Source organism: Methanoregula sp. (genome assembly GCF_041645475.1).
Lineage (GTDB): Archaea > Halobacteriota > Methanomicrobia > Methanomicrobiales > Methanospirillaceae > Methanoregula.
Genome location: NZ_JBAZQA010000002.1, coordinates 113705 through 131699, shown reverse-complemented (window position 1 = coordinate 131699; position 17995 = coordinate 113705). Strand labels below are relative to the sequence as shown.

The 17995-nt window shown below is 51.0% G+C and carries 17 protein-coding genes and 1 pseudogene; 9 read left to right on the top strand and 9 right to left on the bottom strand.

The annotated features are described in order from the left end of the window. Positions 1 to 119 precede the first annotated feature (119 nt). Positions 120 to 746: a hypothetical protein gene (locus WC598_RS02525; RefSeq protein ID WP_372959886.1), complete on the top strand. Its 627-nt coding sequence runs from the start codon at positions 120 to 122 to the stop codon at positions 744 to 746. Between the two features lie 197 nt (positions 747 to 943). Here the strand turns inward: WC598_RS02525 and WC598_RS02520 are convergent, their stop codons facing one another. From WC598_RS02520 to WC598_RS02500, 5 genes are all read right to left on the bottom strand, one after another. Continuing rightward, positions 944 to 1387, bottom strand: a complete 444-nt coding sequence (locus tag WC598_RS02520) for an SRPBCC family protein (RefSeq protein WP_372959892.1) — start codon at positions 1385 to 1387, stop codon at positions 944 to 946. 517 nt (positions 1388 to 1904) lie between these two features. Further along, positions 1905 to 3590, bottom strand: a complete 1686-nt coding sequence (locus tag WC598_RS02515) for a flippase activity-associated protein Agl23 (protein WP_372959891.1) — start codon at positions 3588 to 3590, stop codon at positions 1905 to 1907. An 861-nt stretch (positions 3591 to 4451) separates the two neighbouring features. Next, entirely contained in the window at positions 4452 to 4991 is a 540-nt protein-coding gene (locus WC598_RS02510) for a tetratricopeptide repeat protein (protein ID WP_372959890.1), read from the bottom strand. A 178-nt stretch (positions 4992 to 5169) separates the two neighbouring features. Beyond that, a complete protein-coding gene (locus WC598_RS02505) occupies positions 5170 to 5502 on the bottom strand; it encodes a type II toxin-antitoxin system PemK/MazF family toxin (protein WP_372959889.1) in 333 nt (110 codons plus the stop codon). After that, a complete protein-coding gene (locus tag WC598_RS02500) occupies positions 5487 to 5681 on the bottom strand; it encodes a hypothetical protein (RefSeq protein WP_372959888.1) in 195 nt (64 codons plus the stop codon). Before WC598_RS02500 ends, WC598_RS02505 begins: the two co-directional genes overlap by 16 nt. A 374-nt stretch (positions 5682 to 6055) precedes the next feature. Between WC598_RS02500 and WC598_RS02495 the strand changes: the two genes are divergently transcribed. Both WC598_RS02495 and WC598_RS02490 read left to right on the top strand, forming a co-directional pair. Next, positions 6056 to 8827: a cation-translocating P-type ATPase gene (locus tag WC598_RS02495; RefSeq protein WP_372959887.1), complete on the top strand. Its 2772-nt coding sequence runs from the start codon at positions 6056 to 6058 to the stop codon at positions 8825 to 8827. Positions 8828 to 9290: 463 nt separating this feature from the next. Continuing rightward, a complete protein-coding gene (locus WC598_RS02490; RefSeq protein ID WP_372959886.1) occupies positions 9291 to 9917 on the top strand; it encodes a hypothetical protein in 627 nt (208 codons plus the stop codon). A 228-nt stretch (positions 9918 to 10145) separates the two neighbouring features. Here WC598_RS02490 and WC598_RS02485 read toward each other — a convergent pair whose 3' ends face one another. Together WC598_RS02485 and WC598_RS02480 are read right to left on the bottom strand one after the other, a co-directional pair. After that, on the bottom strand, positions 10146 to 10367 hold the full coding sequence (locus WC598_RS02485; RefSeq protein WP_372959885.1) for a type II toxin-antitoxin system HicA family toxin: 222 nt from the start codon (positions 10365 to 10367) through the stop codon (positions 10146 to 10148). Continuing rightward, positions 10357 to 10581, bottom strand: coding sequence for a type II toxin-antitoxin system HicB family antitoxin (locus tag WC598_RS02480; protein WP_372959884.1), 225 nt, complete (start codon positions 10579 to 10581; stop codon positions 10357 to 10359). The genes WC598_RS02485 and WC598_RS02480 overlap by 11 nt, the downstream gene beginning before the upstream one ends. Before the next feature lie 215 nt (positions 10582 to 10796). On the opposite strand from WC598_RS02480, the gene WC598_RS02475 reads away from it, so the two are divergent. After that, positions 10797 to 11078, top strand: a complete 282-nt coding sequence (locus WC598_RS02475) for a hypothetical protein (RefSeq protein WP_372959883.1) — start codon at positions 10797 to 10799, stop codon at positions 11076 to 11078. A 20-nt stretch (positions 11079 to 11098) separates the two neighbouring features. Here WC598_RS02475 and WC598_RS02470 read toward each other — a convergent pair whose 3' ends face one another. Beyond that, positions 11099 to 11344 carry a hypothetical protein gene (locus tag WC598_RS02470; RefSeq protein WP_372959882.1) on the bottom strand — a complete coding sequence of 82 codons (246 nt, stop codon included), beginning with the start codon at positions 11342 to 11344 and terminating at the stop codon, positions 11099 to 11101. Between the two features lie 5 nt (positions 11345 to 11349). Next, positions 11350 to 11739: a hypothetical protein gene (locus WC598_RS02465; protein ID WP_372959881.1), complete on the bottom strand. Its 390-nt coding sequence runs from the start codon at positions 11737 to 11739 to the stop codon at positions 11350 to 11352. 309 nt (positions 11740 to 12048) lie between these two features. Between WC598_RS02465 and WC598_RS02460 the strand changes: the two genes are divergently transcribed. The 5 genes and pseudogenes from WC598_RS02460 to uvrA all read left to right on the top strand — a co-directional run bounded on the left by WC598_RS02460 (position 12049) and on the right by uvrA (position 17940). Next, entirely contained in the window at positions 12049 to 13275 is a 1227-nt protein-coding gene (locus WC598_RS02460; RefSeq protein ID WP_372959880.1) for a hypothetical protein, read from the top strand. A 45-nt stretch (positions 13276 to 13320) separates the two neighbouring features. After that, positions 13321 to 13544, top strand: a pseudogene (locus WC598_RS02455) (hypothetical protein); the annotation flags it as partial. 494 nt (positions 13545 to 14038) lie between these two features. After that, the gene (locus WC598_RS02450) at positions 14039 to 14545 is read left to right on the top strand and encodes a winged helix-turn-helix domain-containing protein (RefSeq protein WP_372959879.1); all 507 of its coding nucleotides are present in this window, start codon (positions 14039 to 14041) and stop codon (positions 14543 to 14545) included. 2 nt (positions 14546 to 14547) lie between these two features. Further along, a complete protein-coding gene (locus WC598_RS02445) occupies positions 14548 to 14967 on the top strand; it encodes a hypothetical protein (protein WP_372959878.1) in 420 nt (139 codons plus the stop codon). A gap of 165 nt (positions 14968 to 15132) precedes the next feature. Then, a complete protein-coding gene (gene uvrA / locus WC598_RS02440) occupies positions 15133 to 17940 on the top strand; it encodes an excinuclease ABC subunit UvrA (protein ID WP_372959877.1) in 2808 nt (935 codons plus the stop codon). The last annotated feature ends 55 nt before the right edge of the window (positions 17941 to 17995 follow it).

Here is a 17995-nt window from a genome sequence, read left to right as displayed (position 1 = left end):
ATCGGTGGTGTTGATCCTTTCATCAGAAAGAGTCTGGATGACCGGAAGGCGTTGGAACAACGGTTGTACCTAAAAAGGCCCTGCTGAACAAAGATCCTCCACTATTGGGGAAGTCTATAATGAAACAACGAAAAAAGAGAACCGTTTCGTCTGAACAATTATCGGAATCTGCACTCAACGAGTGCCTGGACTTTGTTATTTTCGATTGGGGCGAAGGGTTTTGTACCAGTCCGCGTTTCTTGAATTTAAGCGAAGATGAGCGGTTGCAGTCTGAAAATATTGCCGGATTTTTTACTGATATGATGTTCAGTTATCTTGGGCGTGTCCCGCAGGAATGGGATGCTGATGCGATGAGAGAATGCTGCGTTCACTTATTCCCGGAGAAGATGTCCGAAGGTCCGGAGTTTTTCCGGTGTGTTGTTCCGGTACTTTCTGCATTCTTTGCATACCTTGACGAACATCATCTTCAGAAAAATGCTGCCGTTATGGCTCGCGAGATAAAAACTCTGCACGAACGCATTATGGAGCGGTCATCCAATCCTGACAACTGGGGAATGTCAAAAAGATTTGTGATGGCAGCCCGCTCTGATGGTATCGATGTCATGGATTCAAAAGCGGTTCAAAAATATATCGAGGCATATAACCAGAAGGTTCTCAGAGAGGGGCCGGCCTCAAGCATGTTTTACAATGCACCGCACGACTCCGTTATCGGGCCCAAGGGTAAAAAAACAACCCGGAAGCGGTGAACCGCCCCACTTCTTTTGTTCGTCCGGCGATAGTGGAAAGTTGCGGGAAAAACCCCGTTCCAGCGGCTCGGTCTGTCGGACTCCTCATGGACATCTGGACAGGAAGAGGGGTCTGTTCTCCTATGCCCTCCGCGTGCGTCGGGGCCGGGCTGGAGGTGAGTGGGCTGACCCGGGGCCGGTTGGTACCGGACCCGTCGTCATCCTACGGTCTGTTCTGCCCTGGCTTTCAGCGCTTTGTTCATCTCCTCAAAACCGCGTTGGGTACCGGTATCGAGCATCCGTGCCAACAGGGGGACGAGCAGGCCCGTGAAGATCTCCCGCTGGGTAAAACGAACCCGACCTGTTCCGAGCGGTTCGATAGTAAAGATATGTTGGCCGTCAAAAAGGCCGGGTACGAAGAGATGGCCGATCCACCGAAGCTCCCGGTCAGTCTCAACATTGAGAACCGTGGGCGAAAAAGTCATTCCCCTCGCCCCGGAAGGCTGCATCAAGACTTCGAGCCGTTCCCCCGCCACAAGGTTTCCACGTGCCCGGCGAATGAACGGATTCCATTTTGGAAAACCCGCAAAGTCGGTGAGGATCTCCCACACCTGTTTGGCCGATGCGGCAATCTCAATCTCACTCCGGAGTTCTTTCATCATTCCTTTTAGGGGTGTGATTTCGGATAAAGATTGACATCATGTTTATCTGGCGGGTGATGTGGTGCGGACCCATCCTTTCTTTGGATTGACGGGTCCGGAACCGGATCGATACTGAGGCCTTTGTCGCATATCAGATAACGGGGGCACAAACAGCGCCGGTACTGGCGGGTTGTGCCGCGTGCGTTTGGGGCGGGGCCGGGCTGGTGGCCATTGGGCGGACCGGGATCGGTTAGTACCGGCCCGTTGTTGCTTCTTTGGTACCGATAGCCCTGAAGAGCGCCGGTAAGGACGGATCGTGGCACATACGAGTCTTTGATTGTTGGATCCTTGGGTCGGATGGGGATGGGACTTTTCGATGTAAGCCTGCCTTTACTGTGCTGGAGAGGACCGGCGAAACAACTGTACTTGAGACGAGGGAATTTTCGGTTGTTGTGAAAAATGTTACAGGGTCTTGGCGGGATGGGCAAGACAAATCTTTGAAAAAAAGAGTACTGAATCGTGCCCGGGATCCGGAAAATTACGTTACATTGACCGGGAGTTTGTCGGACAGGATTACATTCGGAGGGATTGCATACGCCGGCAGCCGCGTGAAGACATCAATGTTGATGCTCCCCATCTTCCCGTCGCGGTGGAGGTAGTAATCCGGCAGCCGATTCTTATTGTCATCGAACGAGAACCAGTAGCTCAGTTTATAGGTCTTTTTCTGGTACCCTTCAAGGGAGGGGTAGCTCTCCGTATCATGGAGGATGATCATGCCGGGGTCATTCCAGGTTATGGTCCCGATATCGGTAATGCCGCCGTAGAATTTGATCTTCTTGTTCCACACATCACCCCGGTAATACCACGGGAGCGGCCAGTAGTGCTCTGAGGCGATGACAACAAGGCTGGTATTGTCCATCAGCCCCATCACCACCCGCAGATCTTCCGAGTTCTGGACCTGGACGATCGGTTCGTTGATGTCCACAGGGACAAATGCGACATGCCAGGTCACGACGAGGAGGAAGAGGCAGCCCGCGAGTACAAACGCGGTCTTCTGCCAGCCCGGCCGGTAGGTTGCAACAAAGATCATCGGCAGAAGCTGGGCGATGATGAGCCAGGGGACCTTCTCCCCGACAAAGGCATAGAGGGCCATTGTGCCGATCATCCAGACGATACAGAAGCGGAAGAACTCTTCGGATTTCCCGCCGGCTTCCTTTCGGTCACGGATCTGCTGTAGTGTTATTGCCGCGAGATCTCCTGCCGGGAGGGTATAGCGGCGTCTCCGGATCCAGTTCCTCACCTTTTTTACAACGCGGACCGGGTGGAGTCCTGTGGTCATAAACTGGATCGTCCCAATCAGGGCGAGGATAAAGATGGGGAGCTCGTAGAGGAGGAAGAGCGGGATGTAGAAGTACATCGGGCCGCCGAGCCGCTGCTGGTTGTGCATCGCAGTCCAGTGGTCAATGGCCTGGTACCAGCCGGTCGTGTTCATTTTGAAATTGAGACCCTGTGTGGTGATGCTGAAGTTCTGGCCAACCAGGGTATCGACATGGCTGAAGAACGCCGAGTACAGCACGCTCATGATCGCGAATACGAGGATAACCGCGAGCATGAGATCGGCCTTCCACTGCAGGGGAAGGGTAAACCGTCCTCTCCAGACTGAAAACGCAAAGAAGACGGCAAAAATGATGATGATGACCGGCATCTCCTCCTTGCAGCAGAGTGCACCGGCTGCCGCAACAGCAGCGAGAACGGCAAACCTCGTCTGGCCCCGTTCAAAATAGTACAGGATCGCGACAAGGAGGAGCATGGTGAAGAAGAGCATGAAAATGTCGTGCCGGAGGAAGCGGGAGAAATAGACCATATCCGGTGATATGGCGATGAAGAGAGCGGCAACCAGCATCTGGTTTTCTCTGATGTACCCGATCCGGTATACCGCGTACACGAGCGGGATGATGGCGAATCCGACGAGCGCCGGGAGCAGCCTGGCTGCAAAGTCCGACGGACCGATCAGGGCAAACATGCCGGTCGTCACGTAGTAGAGGAACGGCCCGTGGTAACTGGGGTCGTACTGCCATGCACCCGTGGTCAGGAACTGGTAGCAGAACCAGGAATGAACCGCTTCGTCATGGTGAAGCAGCTTGAGGTCGAGCTGCCAGAAACGGAGGACAAATGCGAGGAGGAGGATGAAGACCAGGGCCCAGGTCGTGCGGGAGCGTGTCACGAGATGCCTCCCCGGACCCGGAGCATGGTCCTGGCACCTGCTGGATAACCGGGGACGGGCGCTCTGCTGCCAGTTGGTGCTATGACCCGTAATAAATCCCGGGCCCGTGATAATCTCCGATGATCAGTCCTCAAAAACGAATCGATGATTGTTTTACAATATTGCATTCGTTTTTGATTCGCCATTCCCACGAATTTTGAATTTCTATGTTAATATATTTACCAATTGTATTGCGGTTCTTACCTCTTTACCAGCCGCGTGGTGGTGCTGACCCGGGACATGAGGCGGAGGGGGCAGTCGTCAATTGAGGGAATTGAGAGCACGGGGAATGGCCAGGTATCAGGATATGTCTGCTCTGCAGAAACCATCCATGGATCGATTTTACCGGAAGAACCGGAATCCGGTTCTGCGATCAAATTCGGATCGAGATTAATCCGGATTGGTTTTTGATCGCGATCCTGATCGCGATTGCAGTTTCAAAATCGGGATCCGGTTTCACGTTCCGTCTGTACTTATGGGCCCAACCGGTTTTCAGTCGCTGATCGATTTTCACATGAAAATCGGGACCCGGTTGCGAACCATGGGAATTTTTTCCGGTTATATGATCTTGTGATTGGTTTGACCGGATTTTTTTGAAAATACGGGGCGGAACCATGATCCCCCGTCTCCCCTGCCGGCTGAGTGTAGCGGGGAGGGGCCGGGCTTGTGGGGGTTGGGCGGACCCGGGACAGAATTTAGTACCGGACCCGTTGTCAGGTGTCAGAACCGGGGGCACTGAGTAATGGCCGGTACTGACGGGACGAAGCGAGCCACACGATAATCCCCACCAGAATCGGTCAGATAATTATTGAATGGATGTATTCAGGCCGGAGTGACCGGTGTTTGCGGAGAATTTCGATATCTGGGATCAAGCTCGGCGGCTCTCCGTGAAGATTCCCCGGACTCTGTTGTTTTTCCCCAATCCCTGAACGTCATCGCCTTCACGGACCAGGCACCCGCATCATCCGGATTAATCTCAAGAGCCCTGTCATAGTTTTTGATCGCTTCATCATAGCGTTTCATATTGTGAAGGGCGACCCCCTTCGCTATCCAGGCTTCAGAAAAATTCTGGTCGATCGCAAGGGCTGCATCAAAAAATGCAAGTGAGTCGTTGTAACGGGCGTATTGAGTTGAGTACGTCAGCCCTTTGATGAACTGTTCCTTTGCCTCGGGCGAGGTTGTTGACATCTCGTTGGCATCGAATGCAATTGCAATTGAGGATCCGCTCGGAGGCACGAAAGAACCGGTGGAGGCGCCTCGTGGGGAGCTGGTTGCCAGCAACGGGCCGGCATCCTGGGAAATGCAACCTGCCGCGAGGAGAAGAGAAATGAAGAGGACGCTGATGAAAATCATCCATCTCATGCCGGAGTATAGGAGTCAGAATATAATATCATGTGCTATTATCATTCTACGGTCCACCTCCCATTCCTGCCCGCCCGGTGGTGCGACCCGTCCACTCTTTGAATGACAGACCCGGGACCGGTTTGGTACCGGACCCATCGTCAATTACCGGAACCGGGGGCACTGATAATAGGCCGGGTTATTGTTGCATGATCTCAACGACCCGGTTGACAATCGCGGTCATCGCATCATCCTTCAGATGCCCGGCGGTATATTGGATGATTCTTTTATCAGCAGTAAAAATCCGGGTTGGCCGGACATTGCTCTCCTGACGGAGAGATCCCGAAGAAAAATCGGTTTCGCTAAGGAGAATTGCATACCGGTCTGATACCAGCCGGCTGGTTATCTGGCAGAGAATGACATCATCGCCGTCCGGTGTTGCGAGGACAAGGGACGGGCGTTTCTTTGCGCTGCTCAGATCCGAGAACGGGAATAAGACGACAACAACGTCGCCTCTTACAAGTTCGCCCATGCCTCGTCTTCCTCAGGACGCAGCCAGTCCTTTTTTAAGGAAGATTCGCTGGCAAGTGCCGGTTCGGAAAGTATTTTGCCGGCGTTCTTCTTTTTCGCCCGGATGAAATCAAGGATCTCGCGGTAGTGCTGGCGTGGCACCTGGTGCAGTTCCCTGATGATCTGTTCTTCGACTTCCACGGGTCTTCACCTGCTGCTTGCTGATCAATTCATTATGCGGAGGAGATAATCAGGTTTCCTGTTATGGGGGTGTCGCGGATCTCCTCGTGCACGTGGCGGGAGAAGAGGGGGGGCCGCCATCGAACGCAGTGTGGGTGGGAGTTACAAAAAAATCAGATCTCCACAATCATTTTATATATGTCCAATATATATTCACGTGTTGTATCTCATCATAAATCCGGATGTGAACTGATGGTGTTCCCGTAATCAATTCGAGATAGAAAGGAAAAGAAAAACCGGGGCCTCTCCTGGGGGAAAAACCGACAGGGCCGACAACTCATCAGCCATCCTGCAACCGACCCTGCACGAGAATTTCACGAAATGAACATGGGAAGATGAAGGACAAAAAGGGGAATTTCACGACCATGGCCGACCAACCACCGCAGCCTTCCGCTACCGCGGCTACTAAAGAGATTTGGTACGGACTACGCGTCGATGAAGCAGCAAAAAAACTTGGAACACCCCTGGAAAAAGGGCTCAGTGCCGCCGAAGCCGCCCACCGGCTTGAGTTATATGGCAGAAACATTCTTGAAGAGGAGAAAGAAAAACCTGCCTGGCTTCGTTTCCTGGAGCAGTATACCTCGTACATGCAGATCGTCCTGATCATCGCGGCGATCGTGAGCCTGTTTATTCGCGAATATCGCACTTTTTTGCTCCTTCTCCTCCTGACAATCTTCAACGCAATGCTCGGCTATCGCCAGGAGGCGAAGGCAGCGGCCAGTGTCGCAGCACTCAACAAGATGATGAAGATTGTTGCCAAAGTGCGGCGGGATGGCGGGGTTGTCCAGGTCGAAGCCGATCAAATCGTCCCCGGCGATATCGTGATCGTAGATGCCGGCGACCGCATCCCGGCCGACGGTCGTGTAATCGTTACGGCAACGCTCCAGATAGAAGAATCTGCCCTTACCGGAGAGAGCACCGCCGTGGAGAAGAACACGGACCCTCTAACAAAAAAGGACGTCTCTCTTGGTGACCAGCTGAACATGGCGTTCATGAACACGAATGTGACGCGTGGACATGGAGAGATCCTGGTCACCACCACGGGAATGGGCTCCGAAGTGGGTCATATCGCCACTATGCTCCGGGATCAGAAGGCGGAAAAGAGTCCCCTTACCCGGCAGATCAATAACTTAACTCTCATAATCATCGGCCTGGCAGGGCTCTCGTTTATCAGTATTGTCGTACTCGGGCTCTCCCAGGGTGAGTCTTTCACCACGTTATTTGTCATTGGGGTATCACTCGCCATCGGTTCGATTCCCGATGCCCTGCCGGCAGTCGTCACCAGCATTCTCGCCATGGGCACGGTTGCAATGGCAAAGAAGAATGCCATCATCAAAAACCTGCCCGCTGTGGAGACCCTGGGTTCCACTTCAGCGATCAACTCGGACAAGACCGGGACTCTGACGATGAACCAGATGACGGTCCGGACGATATCCACGGTCAGGCATCGCTACAGCGTTACCGGGGAAGGCTACAGTTTTACGGGAAAGATACAGAGGACGCAGGGGGACCAGGAAGAAAATCTCGATTTCATTCTCTTTTGCTGTGCGCTCTGCATCGATACCGAGATCCGGGACGGCCAGGTAATCGGGGACCCGACAGAAGGGGCACTCTATGTCCTTGCAGAGAAAGGCGGGATTGATGTCAGGCAGTTCCAAAAAAACCATCCCCGGCTCGCCAGCATACCCTTCGATTCCGACTATAAATTCATGGCCACCTTCCATCGCATGAAGGATCCGGCGGGAAAAGAGATCATCCGTGCCTATGTGAAGGGGGCACCGGACGTTATCCTGACTCACTCGTCGTACTACCTGTTGCCGGACGGCACGGCGCAGGAACTGCATGAAGCGGAAAGGAACAAGGTCCTTCGTGAAAACGAGCAAATTGCCCGCGGAGGACTACGTGTCTTGGCATTTGCCCAGCGTGATTTCAACCCGACGACCTTCGACCCGAAAGCCGACCTCATCCCCCTTATGCAGAACCTGGCGATAACCGCACTCGTCGGAGAGGTCGATCCTCCGCGGGCGGAGGCAAAAGATTCCATTGCAAAGGCTAAAAACGCGGGGATCCGGGTCCGGATGATCACCGGGGACCATGCCGTGACCGCAGAGGCCATCGGGCGGGAACTGGGTATTGTTGGGCGGGCGGTTACCGGTGCCGAATTTGCCGCACTGAGCGATGCAGAGGCGGAACGCCAGATCGATGAGATCGGGGTTATCGCACGGGTCGCACCGGAACATAAGGTCCGGCTGGTGGAAGTCCTGAAAAAGAAAAGCAATATTGTGGCAATGACCGGCGACGGTGTGAACGACGCTCCTGCAATCAAGGCGGCAGATATCGGCATCGCGATGGGGATTACCGGAACCGATGTTGCAAAGGGGGCGGCCAAAATGATCCTCACCGATGATAACTTTGCGACCATTGTGACCGCCATCGAAGAAGGCCGGAAGGTGTACGATAACCTGCAGAAATACCTGCGGATCCAGATCGCCAACCTGTTCATGTTCATCCTGGCATTCCTGGGGTCCTCGATCTTTGCAATCGCCGGGACTGCGCTCTTCAGTCCCGGTCAGGTGCTCTGGATTCACATGCTCGTTGTTGCACCCATCGGCATCTCGTTCGGCCTTGACATGGCGTCACCCGGGATCATGAACCGGGCACCACGGAAAGTCCGTGAACCGCTCATCACGACAAAGATGTTTATCAGGCTGTTCAGTGCCGGATTGCTCATGGCCGCGATGGCGCTTTATCTCTTCCACATCGGCAAGGTCACCTTTAACTCGGCACAAATCGGGCAGACCATGGCGCTGGTATCTCTTTCGCTGATGAATATCTTTCTTGCATGGAACCTGCGATTCCCGAAAGATACTGCCTTCCAGGAAGCGACATTCTCGAACTCCCGGCTTGTGTATATCTATCTCTGGGTTGTCTTCGGGACTATCCTGATGACGGAAACCCGCCTCTTCCAGGATATTTTCGGGACCACAGCACTTACCCCGTACCAATGGTTGCTCTGTCTCATCCCCGGCCTGATCATACTGGCCGCAGGTGAGATCTTTAAGGCCGTGCTCCGATCCAGAGAGAGGAATTCTCCGGTTCCGGTGTGAGAGACAAAAAATCACCGGACCGGATCTTTTTTCGCTGATGGAATCCCTGTCCCACCGTTGAGATTTCCCGACCCCCCCTCTTCGGAGTGTGTAGGGACTCCAACGGTGAACCTGCCCCCGCCCGGGGCAACCACCCGCCGGTAATGTCGTGACCCGGGGCCGTATTGGTGCCGGACCCGTTGTCAGGTGTCGGAGCCCGGGGCACTGAGCTGGGGCCTGCAACCGTGGAGTTGAAATTTCCAAAGATATGATAGGTTAGTGAGTCTCCCGCTTCCATTACGATCTCGAATGCCTCAAAAGCAAAAAGATTACGTTCATGAAAATCGGAAACAATTCTTGAGTCAATCGGTGGTGTTGATCCTTTCATCAGAAAGAGTCTGGATGACCGGAAGGCGTTGGAACAACGGTTGTACCTAAAAAGGCCCTGCTGAACAAAGATCCTCCACTATTGGGGAAGTCTATAATGAAACAACGAAAAAAGAGAACCGTTTCGTCTGAACAATTATCGGAATCTGCACTCAACGAGTGCCTGGACTTTGTTATTTTCGATTGGGGCGAAGGGTTTTGTACCAGTCCGCGTTTCTTGAATTTAAGCGAAGATGAGCGGTTGCAGTCTGAAAATATTGCCGGATTTTTTACTGATATGATGTTCAGTTATCTTGGGCGTGTCCCGCAGGAATGGGATGCTGATGCGATGAGAGAATGCTGCGTTCACTTATTCCCGGAGAAGATGTCCGAAGGTCCGGAGTTTTTCCGGTGTGTTGTTCCGGTACTTTCTGCATTCTTTGCATACCTTGACGAACATCATCTTCAGAAAAATGCTGCCGTTATGGCTCGCGAGATAAAAACTCTGCACGAACGCATTATGGAGCGGTCATCCAATCCTGACAACTGGGGAATGTCAAAAAGATTTGTGATGGCAGCCCGCTCTGATGGTATCGATGTCATGGATTCAAAAGCGGTTCAAAAATATATCGAGGCATATAACCAGAAGGTTCTCAGAGAAGGGCCGGCCTCAAGCATGTTTTACAATGCACCGCACGACTCCGTTATCGGGCCCAAGGGTAAAAAAACAACCCGGAAGCGGTGAACCGCCCCATAAAACCTGACTATCGGACCTCTCATGAACCAGGACAGAGGGATGGGTCAGTTCTACCCGGCGGATCGCGTGCGGCGGGGCCGGGTTCTCTATTGATTGGCGGACCCAGGACCGGTTTAGTACCGGACCCGTAGTGATTCTTCGGATCCGAGGGCACTGATAATGGCAGGTACTACTTGATCACATTCGAAAAATCAGCAGCGATCCTCAGGTTCTTTCTTACCGGAATCCATGTTTGAAATCCTCGACCTCTATCCCGGCCTGTTTGAGGATCCCGATCAATGTTCCTTTCTTCAGTTCGCGGTGAAGAGGAACAGAAAAGACACGCCATTCTTTTTGTACGACAACGTGGCTCGATGTCTGCCGCTTGACCTCGAACCCATGCTTCGAGAGGTACCTGACCATCTCTTCCCCGGAGACGACCGGGAGTTTATGCGACATCCGCCACTTCGACCTGGGAGATTTCGCAGTGGTGTGCGGGAGATTTCCGGTGTAACTCTTCCCGCTGGACTTCGAGAACAAGTTCTATTGCTTCCTTGATATTGGCGAGCGCTTCTTTACGGGTCTCGCCCTGGCTGATCGCTCCGGGGATCTCGACGCACTGAACCGTGAAACCGCCTTCTTCCTGGGGTTCGAGCACCACCGTATATTTCATAGGTACTCATTATTCCCGAAAGAGTATACATTTTTTCTGCTGGGTTTAATGGTTCGATCCAGCGCTCCTTCCGACCGGCAGCGTTTGGGGCGGGGCTGTGGGGTTGGGCGGATCCGGGGGGGCGGGTTTAGTACTGGATCCGTCGTCAATCGCTGGTACTGAGGGCACTGAGAACTGAGATAACTATTTGCATTATTGCGCTCTAGTGGAATTCAATGACCGAAATTTCAACTGTTGCCGATGAGCTTCACCCTTCAGATGAAACTCGTATTTATTGCAGAGACCATTACATCATTCCTGCAAGAACACGGGGTCAAAAAGAAGTGACAATCCGATCCGGAGATGTTCACCATGAACTCAACTTTACAAACCGCCTGCCTCTTGTCTGTGGAGCACTTGGAAGTACAAAATTTGAAAATATGGCTAGAGTAAAAAGAAAATCAATCGATGGACCAACCAATGGGGCAAATATAAAATTTATTTTTTATATTCTGTAGTGGGCCAGTAGCTTTCAAGTTCAAGACAATTTTTTAACCAATCGATATTTGTCCCGATCAATCTTTTCAAAATAATCATGAGGCGTTTCATGCTCCCGAGGACAATTAATACAACATCGCAACATTTCAGGATGGATTGTTGTTATCGGATAATCCGATCCCGCACATTGAAGAAGTGAAAATATTTCTGCTGAAGAAAATTCATTTATTCCTTTTACAACAACCAACAAATTTGCGGCAATCAGCATTTGTTCATGAGCGGTCATTCATTTCACCCTTCGATACTATTTTTTCTGAATTCAATTGTAGAAGGATCCTCTCCTTTAATGGCATAACCTTCATGAATCAAAATGGAGCCGACATATGATGCAATCGCAGTTTCTGTGACATTGTTTTTCAACCAGTTACCGACGCTTCCATTGGGAGGTGACGTTCTTGAAGTTCCCATCTTAAAAGGAGTGTTTTTCTTGAAATCTTGAAAAATTTTCAGGTATTTATCTTTTGAAACGGTTACGCTCGAAGATTCGCCATAGAAAATTTTTGTCCCTTCTTGAACTGATCCCTCGTATTCGAATTCACTAACATTACACCAATCGTTGCAGACCACCAAATGACCTGACTTATTTTTCCATGCGCCCCAAGTGGGTAATCTTCTTCTCATGTTATCGAATCGAGATTTTTACGCGTTGAAACGAAGAACGTTTCCGAATTTCACAAATCTGCTGACTCGGGAGGCCTGGTTTTACGGAGTCTGGTGCATTTGCTCTCATATCAGACGCAGTGGGCGGACCCGGGACCGGGTTGGTACCGGACCCGTCGTCAAGTGCAGGTAACCGTAGACATTGAGCAACGCCGGTTCCTGGTGTGAGGTGTATCCCGGGAACCCTTAAGGCTTCACATCAGTTAGCCAATATAGATATTAGATTCTCTCAAAAATTATATGATACTGAAATGCAGAGAGTTTTAAAAAATGAAAAAAAATATCAAAATCCCTGGATATCTAAAAAGAATATATGCACATTTACTAAGTTTAGATGTCGACGGTTTTTTACAATCAAGACCATTCAAAATTTTTTGTCTCGAAAATGATATCGAGGATTTATGGATACGCTCATTCAATGATGTGTTTGAACATGAAGATCACCAAGATTACGATTCAAATAATTTTCCGCTCTCATGGACCGATGAGATATTTGGAGGGTTCTTAACTCAAATCTATATTGACAAAGAAGGAAAATTTGGGAAAATTGTTGCAGCTTTTTTGAAGTATTATTCTAAATTTAGTTCCATTCCGATTAATATTGAATTAATTAAGGATATTGGTTTTGATTTGCTTGATTTAGAATGCGATGAGGAATGGCTATACATAGATTTTGAAAATGCCGGTTATGATTTACCATCAATATTGCAAACGAAGCCTCCAAGCCTAGTACCGGGAAAAGAAAAAAATGCCATTTCAGTCGAGGAACATTCGATACAAAATATCTCTAAAGTTCATATTCCACATGAAATTCAAGAGAGCCTAAAAAAATTCAAACTTGATCACCCCGATCCCAAAAAAGTTGCGTTTATTATGATGCAATTTGGTAATACCCAAGACCACACAAATATTTTATCGGCGCTCCGAAAAAGCTTGGCAGAATCCGGGCTAAAAGGTCTTCGTGCTGATGATAAGGCATATCACTCAGACACCTATTTCAATATTTTAACTTATTTGCATGGATGTGGTTTTGGAATCGCAGTTTTTGAAATAATTTCTCAAGAATCCTTTAACCCAAATGTATCTTTGGAGGTAGGTTATCTATTAGGATTAGATAAACCAATTTGTTTGTTGAAAGAAGAAAATTTGGAAACACTTCCATCGGATTTAGTCGGAAAATTATACCGAGAATTCACGATTAAGAATTGTAATATTTCAGTTGGTAATTCAGTAAAAAAATGGTTGAATGACTGGGGATTATGCGTGCACCTTACCCCATTAGAGTCTTACTTACTCAATTCTGGCTTTAGAGATCTGAAAATCGACCGAAAAATGGACCCTGGTTATGCGATTAAACTGGCCTACAAAAATATTCAGGTGTTAAACTCTGATTTTTTGGAAGAAATGAAAAAAATAGGCTTTCTCAGTCCAACTAATTCATTGTCCGAATTCGGCAAACTTTTCATTCGAAATACACTTGGTAAATACCTTGAATAGATCAAATGTCTTTAATACCCAGCACTAATCAGTACCGCACGCACAATGAAAGATATCAATATCAAAGGTGCACGCCAGCACAATCTCAAAAATGTCAGCGTCACGATCCCCGCGACAAACCCGCGACGATCAGCGGAGCCTCGAACGGCTCCGGGAAATCAACGCTCGCATTCGATACCCTTTACGCGGAAGGCCGACGCCGGTACGCCTGAGTCCCTCTCCTCGTACGCCCGGCAGTTCCTCAGGCCGTGATGCACAAGCCCGATGTGACCCGCTCGCCCCCGGTTACGGGGGGGAATTCATAAAACCCAAAACACTATAATTAACGTAAAATAATATTATGTTACTGTGTGCTGCCAGTTATCTGATGAAGAACTTTTCATCTTGGATATGCTGTACCAAGGTCGATCTCTGGCAAAGGACCGAGGGAAAAACTCAGAATTAATTAAAAAGATATATGCAAAAAAGCGATTTACTAAAGAATTCGATGATGCGATTAAGACCCTGTTAAATGAGGGTTATATTACCCAGATAAGAAAGAAAGATATCAAGTTTTACATCTCTGATATGAATCAGGCCACGCTGGTACTATCTGCGCATGGGTTTAACACATCGTTGGGTAAGATCCGACATATTAAATAATATTTACACGTGTGTTCAATTTACTTTACATATCTTTAATAATAATAATAATAATAATAACATCAGGGTAGAGATCGGGAGTGATGCCCCAGTCTAATTCACGGTGTATGGTGTGAGTCATATGCAGCAACCATTTGAGGGAGTGTTTGGGAACACCAGTGAAATGAGATTACTGGAGTTTCTATTACCTTTGCAGGACATCGAATTCAACGTAACAGAATTGTCAGAAGAGGTTGGCGTTTCAAGGGTTACCGCAACGAGAATTATCAAAAAATTCGTAAATAACAAAATCCTGAAAACACGTCGGGTAGGTTCAGTCACATTTTATTCCCTGAATGTGGCTTCACCATGGGTTGAAGTCGCAAAACGATTAAACATCGTGGCCATTGAATCTGTCCTGGGAGATGAAACGTTATATGAGATTCATGACTATCTCGAAAGCCATATGCCACGGCCTACGTCATCAATAGGGCCCGAACCAGTAAGTGAAACCGGCTGGAAAGTACAGAGAGGTTATCCTCGAATTCCACTAGATGGAATGACATTGGATGGAACCGCGAGCCCCCAATATGTATCAAACTTATGGAACTCCGATGATGCCAGAAAATTAAATGATTGTGAGGTGTAGTAATGGCAACGCATGAAGATTTCTTCAAAAAAGAGCTGGTCACGGAACTGCGAAATATCGCAGGACTGATGGAGAAAGAAAAAAATCCAGAGAAAAAAATATATTACTTTTCAGCGGGCTATGGGATTACAAGTCGATCATATCGGTATGCATTTTCAAGTGAGATTTTACTCGCAGACCTCATTCTGAATGCAAGTTATCAAACCCTGTTTGATCGATTCAAGCGGATTAAATCTGGTGAAACAACAGTTCCTCTGGATGATGCAACCTTCAAGAAGATTGAAGAAGGACTATGGGATCTTGCAAAAGCGTTGGATACGGGCAAACCAATTCAAAAGTCGCTTGAGCAGATATTGACCGCTTCGTTTAGCGTATCCGGTCCTGGGTATTATCTCAAAGAAAAAGGCATGCTGAAATTGTAAATCTCACCCTCTTTTTTTATTCAGCGTGCAAATCGGATGCGAAGGATTGGATTCCAACGCATGAACTCGATAAAAACGCATTTCTAACCCTGAATTCAATTTTCACTTTCATGCCCCAAACCTCACTCCTTTAACTACCGGAGCTTAACAGTCTGAGCACCTACAATGAAAGATATCATCATCAAAGGTGCACGCCAGCACAACCTCAAAAATGTCAGCGTCACGATCCCCCGGGACAAGTTGGTCGTCATAACGGGAGTCTCCGGCTCCGGGAAATCAACGCTCGCATTCGATACCCTCTATGCGGAAGGCCAGCGCCGGTACGTCGAGTCCCTCTCCTCGTACGCCCGGCAGTTCCTCGGCATGATGCACAAGCCCGACGTGGACTCCATCGAGGGGCTCTCGCCTGCGATCTCCATCGAGCAGAAGACCACCTCGAAAAATCCCCGGTCCACCGTCGGGACCGTCACCGAGATCTACGATTACCTCCGGCTCCTCTATGCCCGCATCGGGACGCCGTTCTGTCCCGAGCACAACATCCCCATCGCGGCCCAGAGCCCGGATAAGATTGCCGACCAGATCGCTTCCGAGCACAAAGGCCAGGTCACCATTCTCGCCCCGATAGTCCGGCAGAAGAAGGGCACGTACCAGCAGCTCTTGAAAGATCTCAACAGGGAAGGCTACGCAAGGGTCCGGGTCAACGGGAAGATCATCCGGACCGACGAGGAGATCAGCCTCGACCGGTACAAAAAGCAGGACATCGAGATCGTGATCGACCGGCTCGAATCCTCCGACCGGACCCGGCTTGCCGAGGCGGTGGAGAACTGCTTAAAGAAGTCCGAGGGGCTCGTGCTCGTTGCGGGCGAGGATGAGAAGGAGACCACCTACTCGTCCCTCATGGCCTGCCCGGTCTGCGGGATGGCATTCGAGGAACTCCAGCCCCGGATGTTCTCGTTCAACAGCCCGTTCGGCGCCTGCGAGGAGTGCCACGGTCTCGGGGTCAAGATGGAGTTCGACCCCGACTTAATCATCCCGGACAAGGAGCGGTGTATCGCAGACGGTGCCATCGCCCCGTACCGCAACCCGATGGACGGGTTCCGGGGCCAGTACCTTGCAACGGTCGCAAAGAACTACGGCTTCTCGGCCATGACGCCTATCAAGGACCTCACCGAAGAGCAGTACAACGCCCTGATGTACGGCTCCTCGAAGCGGATGAAGTTCTCGATGAGCATGAAGAACGGCGACGCCGAATGGTCGCACACGGGCGAATGGGAAGGTCTCCTCCCCCAGACCGCCCGGCTCTATGCCCAGACCCAGTCAGACTGGCGTAAGCGCGAGCTCGAAGGCTACATGCGGGTCTCCCCCTGCCCGGCCTGCGGGGGAAAACGGCTCAAGGACAAGGTGCTCGCGGTCCGGATCGACGGGAAATCGATCATCGATGTCACGGACATGTCGATTTCGGAAGGTATCGCGTTCTTCAAGAACGTCCGGCTGACCAAAAAGGAAGCGGAGATTGCCAACCTGATCACGAAGGAGATCAAAAGCCGGATCGATTTCCTGGAAAAAGTCGGCCTCGGGTACCTCACGCTCTCCCGGAACGCCGGGACGCTCTCCGGAGGAGAAGCCCAAAGGATCCGGCTCGCAACCCAGATCGGATCCAACCTGATGGGCGTGCTCTATGTTCTCGACGAGCCCTCCATCGGGCTCCACCAGCGCGACAACCGGAAACTGATCGAGACCCTCCGGACACTCCGCGACCTCGGGAACACGGTGCTCGTGGTGGAGCACGACGAAGACATGATCCGGTCCGCAGAGCACGTGATCGACATGGGCCCCGGTGCCGGGCTCCACGGAGGCGCCGTTGTCGCGGAAGGCAACCCCAAGCAGATCGAGAAGAACAAGAAGTCCTTGACCGGCCAGTACCTCTCCGGGGCAAAGATGATCGATGTGCCGAAAACAAGGAGGGTCCCAAAGAAGTACATCACGGTGAAGAAGTGCCAGGAGAACAACCTCAGGGGCATCACCGCGAAGTTCCCCATCGGTCTCCTCACGGTCGTTACCGGGGTCTCGGGCAGCGGGAAGTCAACCCTCGTGTACGAGACGCTCTACAAGGGCATGATGCAGATCATCAACAAGTCAAAGGAGCAGGCCGGCAAGCACGACGCGATCGTCTTCGATGCCGAGATCGACAAGGTGATCGTCATCGACCAGTCCCCGATTGGAAAGACCCCCCGGTCCAACCCCGCAACCTACACGAAAGTCTTCGACGAGATCCGCACGGTCTTTGCCGGGACAAAGGAGGCGAAGATGCGGGGCTTTGCGCCGGGCCGGTTCTCCTTCAATATCCGGGGCGGCCGGTGCGAGGCCTGCGAAGGCGACGGTCTCATCAAGATCGAGATGAACTTCCTCCCCGATGTCTACATCGAGTGCGAGGAGTGCAAGGGGAAGCGGTACAACCGCGAGACCCTGGAAGTCCTGTACAAGGGGAAGTCGATCGCCGACGTTCTCGACATGAGCGTTGAAGAGGCGATGAAGCACTTCGAGCACATTCCCTCGATCCAGTCCAAGCTGGAGACCCTGTCCCGGGTAGGGCTCGATTACATCAAGCTCGGCCAGAGCTCGACAACCCTCTCGGGTGGCGAGGCGCAGCGGATCAAGCTCACCCGCGAGCTTGCCAAGCGTGCCACCGGCAGGACCCTGTACCTCCTGGACGAGCCGACAACCGGTCTCCACTTCGATGACACCAAGAAGCTCATCAAGGTGCTCGACGATCTCGTGGAGAAGGGCAATACCGTGATCGTTATCGAACACAACCTCGATGTTGTCAAGTCGGCCGACCATCTCATCGATATCGGCCCGGAGGGAGGGGACGGCGGCGGCGAGATCGTGGCAACCGGGACCCCCGAACAGGTGGCGGCGGTTGCGGGAAGTTATACCGGGCAGTTTTTGAAGCCCATCCTGAACGCGAAGTAAAAGAATTCCTTTTTTTGAATTTTTTAGTGAACCGGTATTGAACGGGCTGTCGGGA

Excerpts from the sequence above, each read along its gene's own strand:
- WC598_RS02525 (WP_372959886.1), top strand. The coding sequence starts at position 120 with ATGAAACAACGAAAAAAGAGAACCGTTTCGTCTGAACAATTATCGGAA.
- WC598_RS02520 (WP_372959892.1), bottom strand. The coding sequence starts at position 1,387 with ATGATGAAAGAACTCCGGAGTGAGATTGAGATTGCCGCATCGGCCAAA.
- WC598_RS02510 (WP_372959890.1), bottom strand. The coding sequence starts at position 4,991 with ATGAGATGGATGATTTTCATCAGCGTCCTCTTCATTTCTCTTCTCCTC.
- WC598_RS02505 (WP_372959889.1), bottom strand. The coding sequence starts at position 5,502 with ATGGGCGAACTTGTAAGAGGCGACGTTGTTGTCGTCTTATTCCCGTTC.
- WC598_RS02495 (WP_372959887.1), top strand. The coding sequence starts at position 6,056 with ATGAAGGACAAAAAGGGGAATTTCACGACCATGGCCGACCAACCACCG.
- WC598_RS02490 (WP_372959886.1), top strand. The coding sequence starts at position 9,291 with ATGAAACAACGAAAAAAGAGAACCGTTTCGTCTGAACAATTATCGGAA.
- WC598_RS02485 (WP_372959885.1), bottom strand. The coding sequence starts at position 10,367 with ATGTCGCATAAACTCCCGGTCGTCTCCGGGGAAGAGATGGTCAGGTAC.
- WC598_RS02480 (WP_372959884.1), bottom strand. The coding sequence starts at position 10,581 with ATGAAATATACGGTGGTGCTCGAACCCCAGGAAGAAGGCGGTTTCACG.
- WC598_RS02475 (WP_372959883.1), top strand. The coding sequence starts at position 10,797 with ATGACCGAAATTTCAACTGTTGCCGATGAGCTTCACCCTTCAGATGAA.
- WC598_RS02470 (WP_372959882.1), bottom strand. The coding sequence starts at position 11,344 with ATGACCGCTCATGAACAAATGCTGATTGCCGCAAATTTGTTGGTTGTT.
- WC598_RS02465 (WP_372959881.1), bottom strand. The coding sequence starts at position 11,739 with ATGAGAAGAAGATTACCCACTTGGGGCGCATGGAAAAATAAGTCAGGT.
- WC598_RS02460 (WP_372959880.1), top strand. The coding sequence starts at position 12,049 with ATGAAAAAAAATATCAAAATCCCTGGATATCTAAAAAGAATATATGCA.
- WC598_RS02450 (WP_372959879.1), top strand. The coding sequence starts at position 14,039 with ATGCAGCAACCATTTGAGGGAGTGTTTGGGAACACCAGTGAAATGAGA.
- WC598_RS02445 (WP_372959878.1), top strand. The coding sequence starts at position 14,548 with ATGGCAACGCATGAAGATTTCTTCAAAAAAGAGCTGGTCACGGAACTG.
- uvrA (WP_372959877.1), top strand. The coding sequence starts at position 15,133 with ATGAAAGATATCATCATCAAAGGTGCACGCCAGCACAACCTCAAAAAT.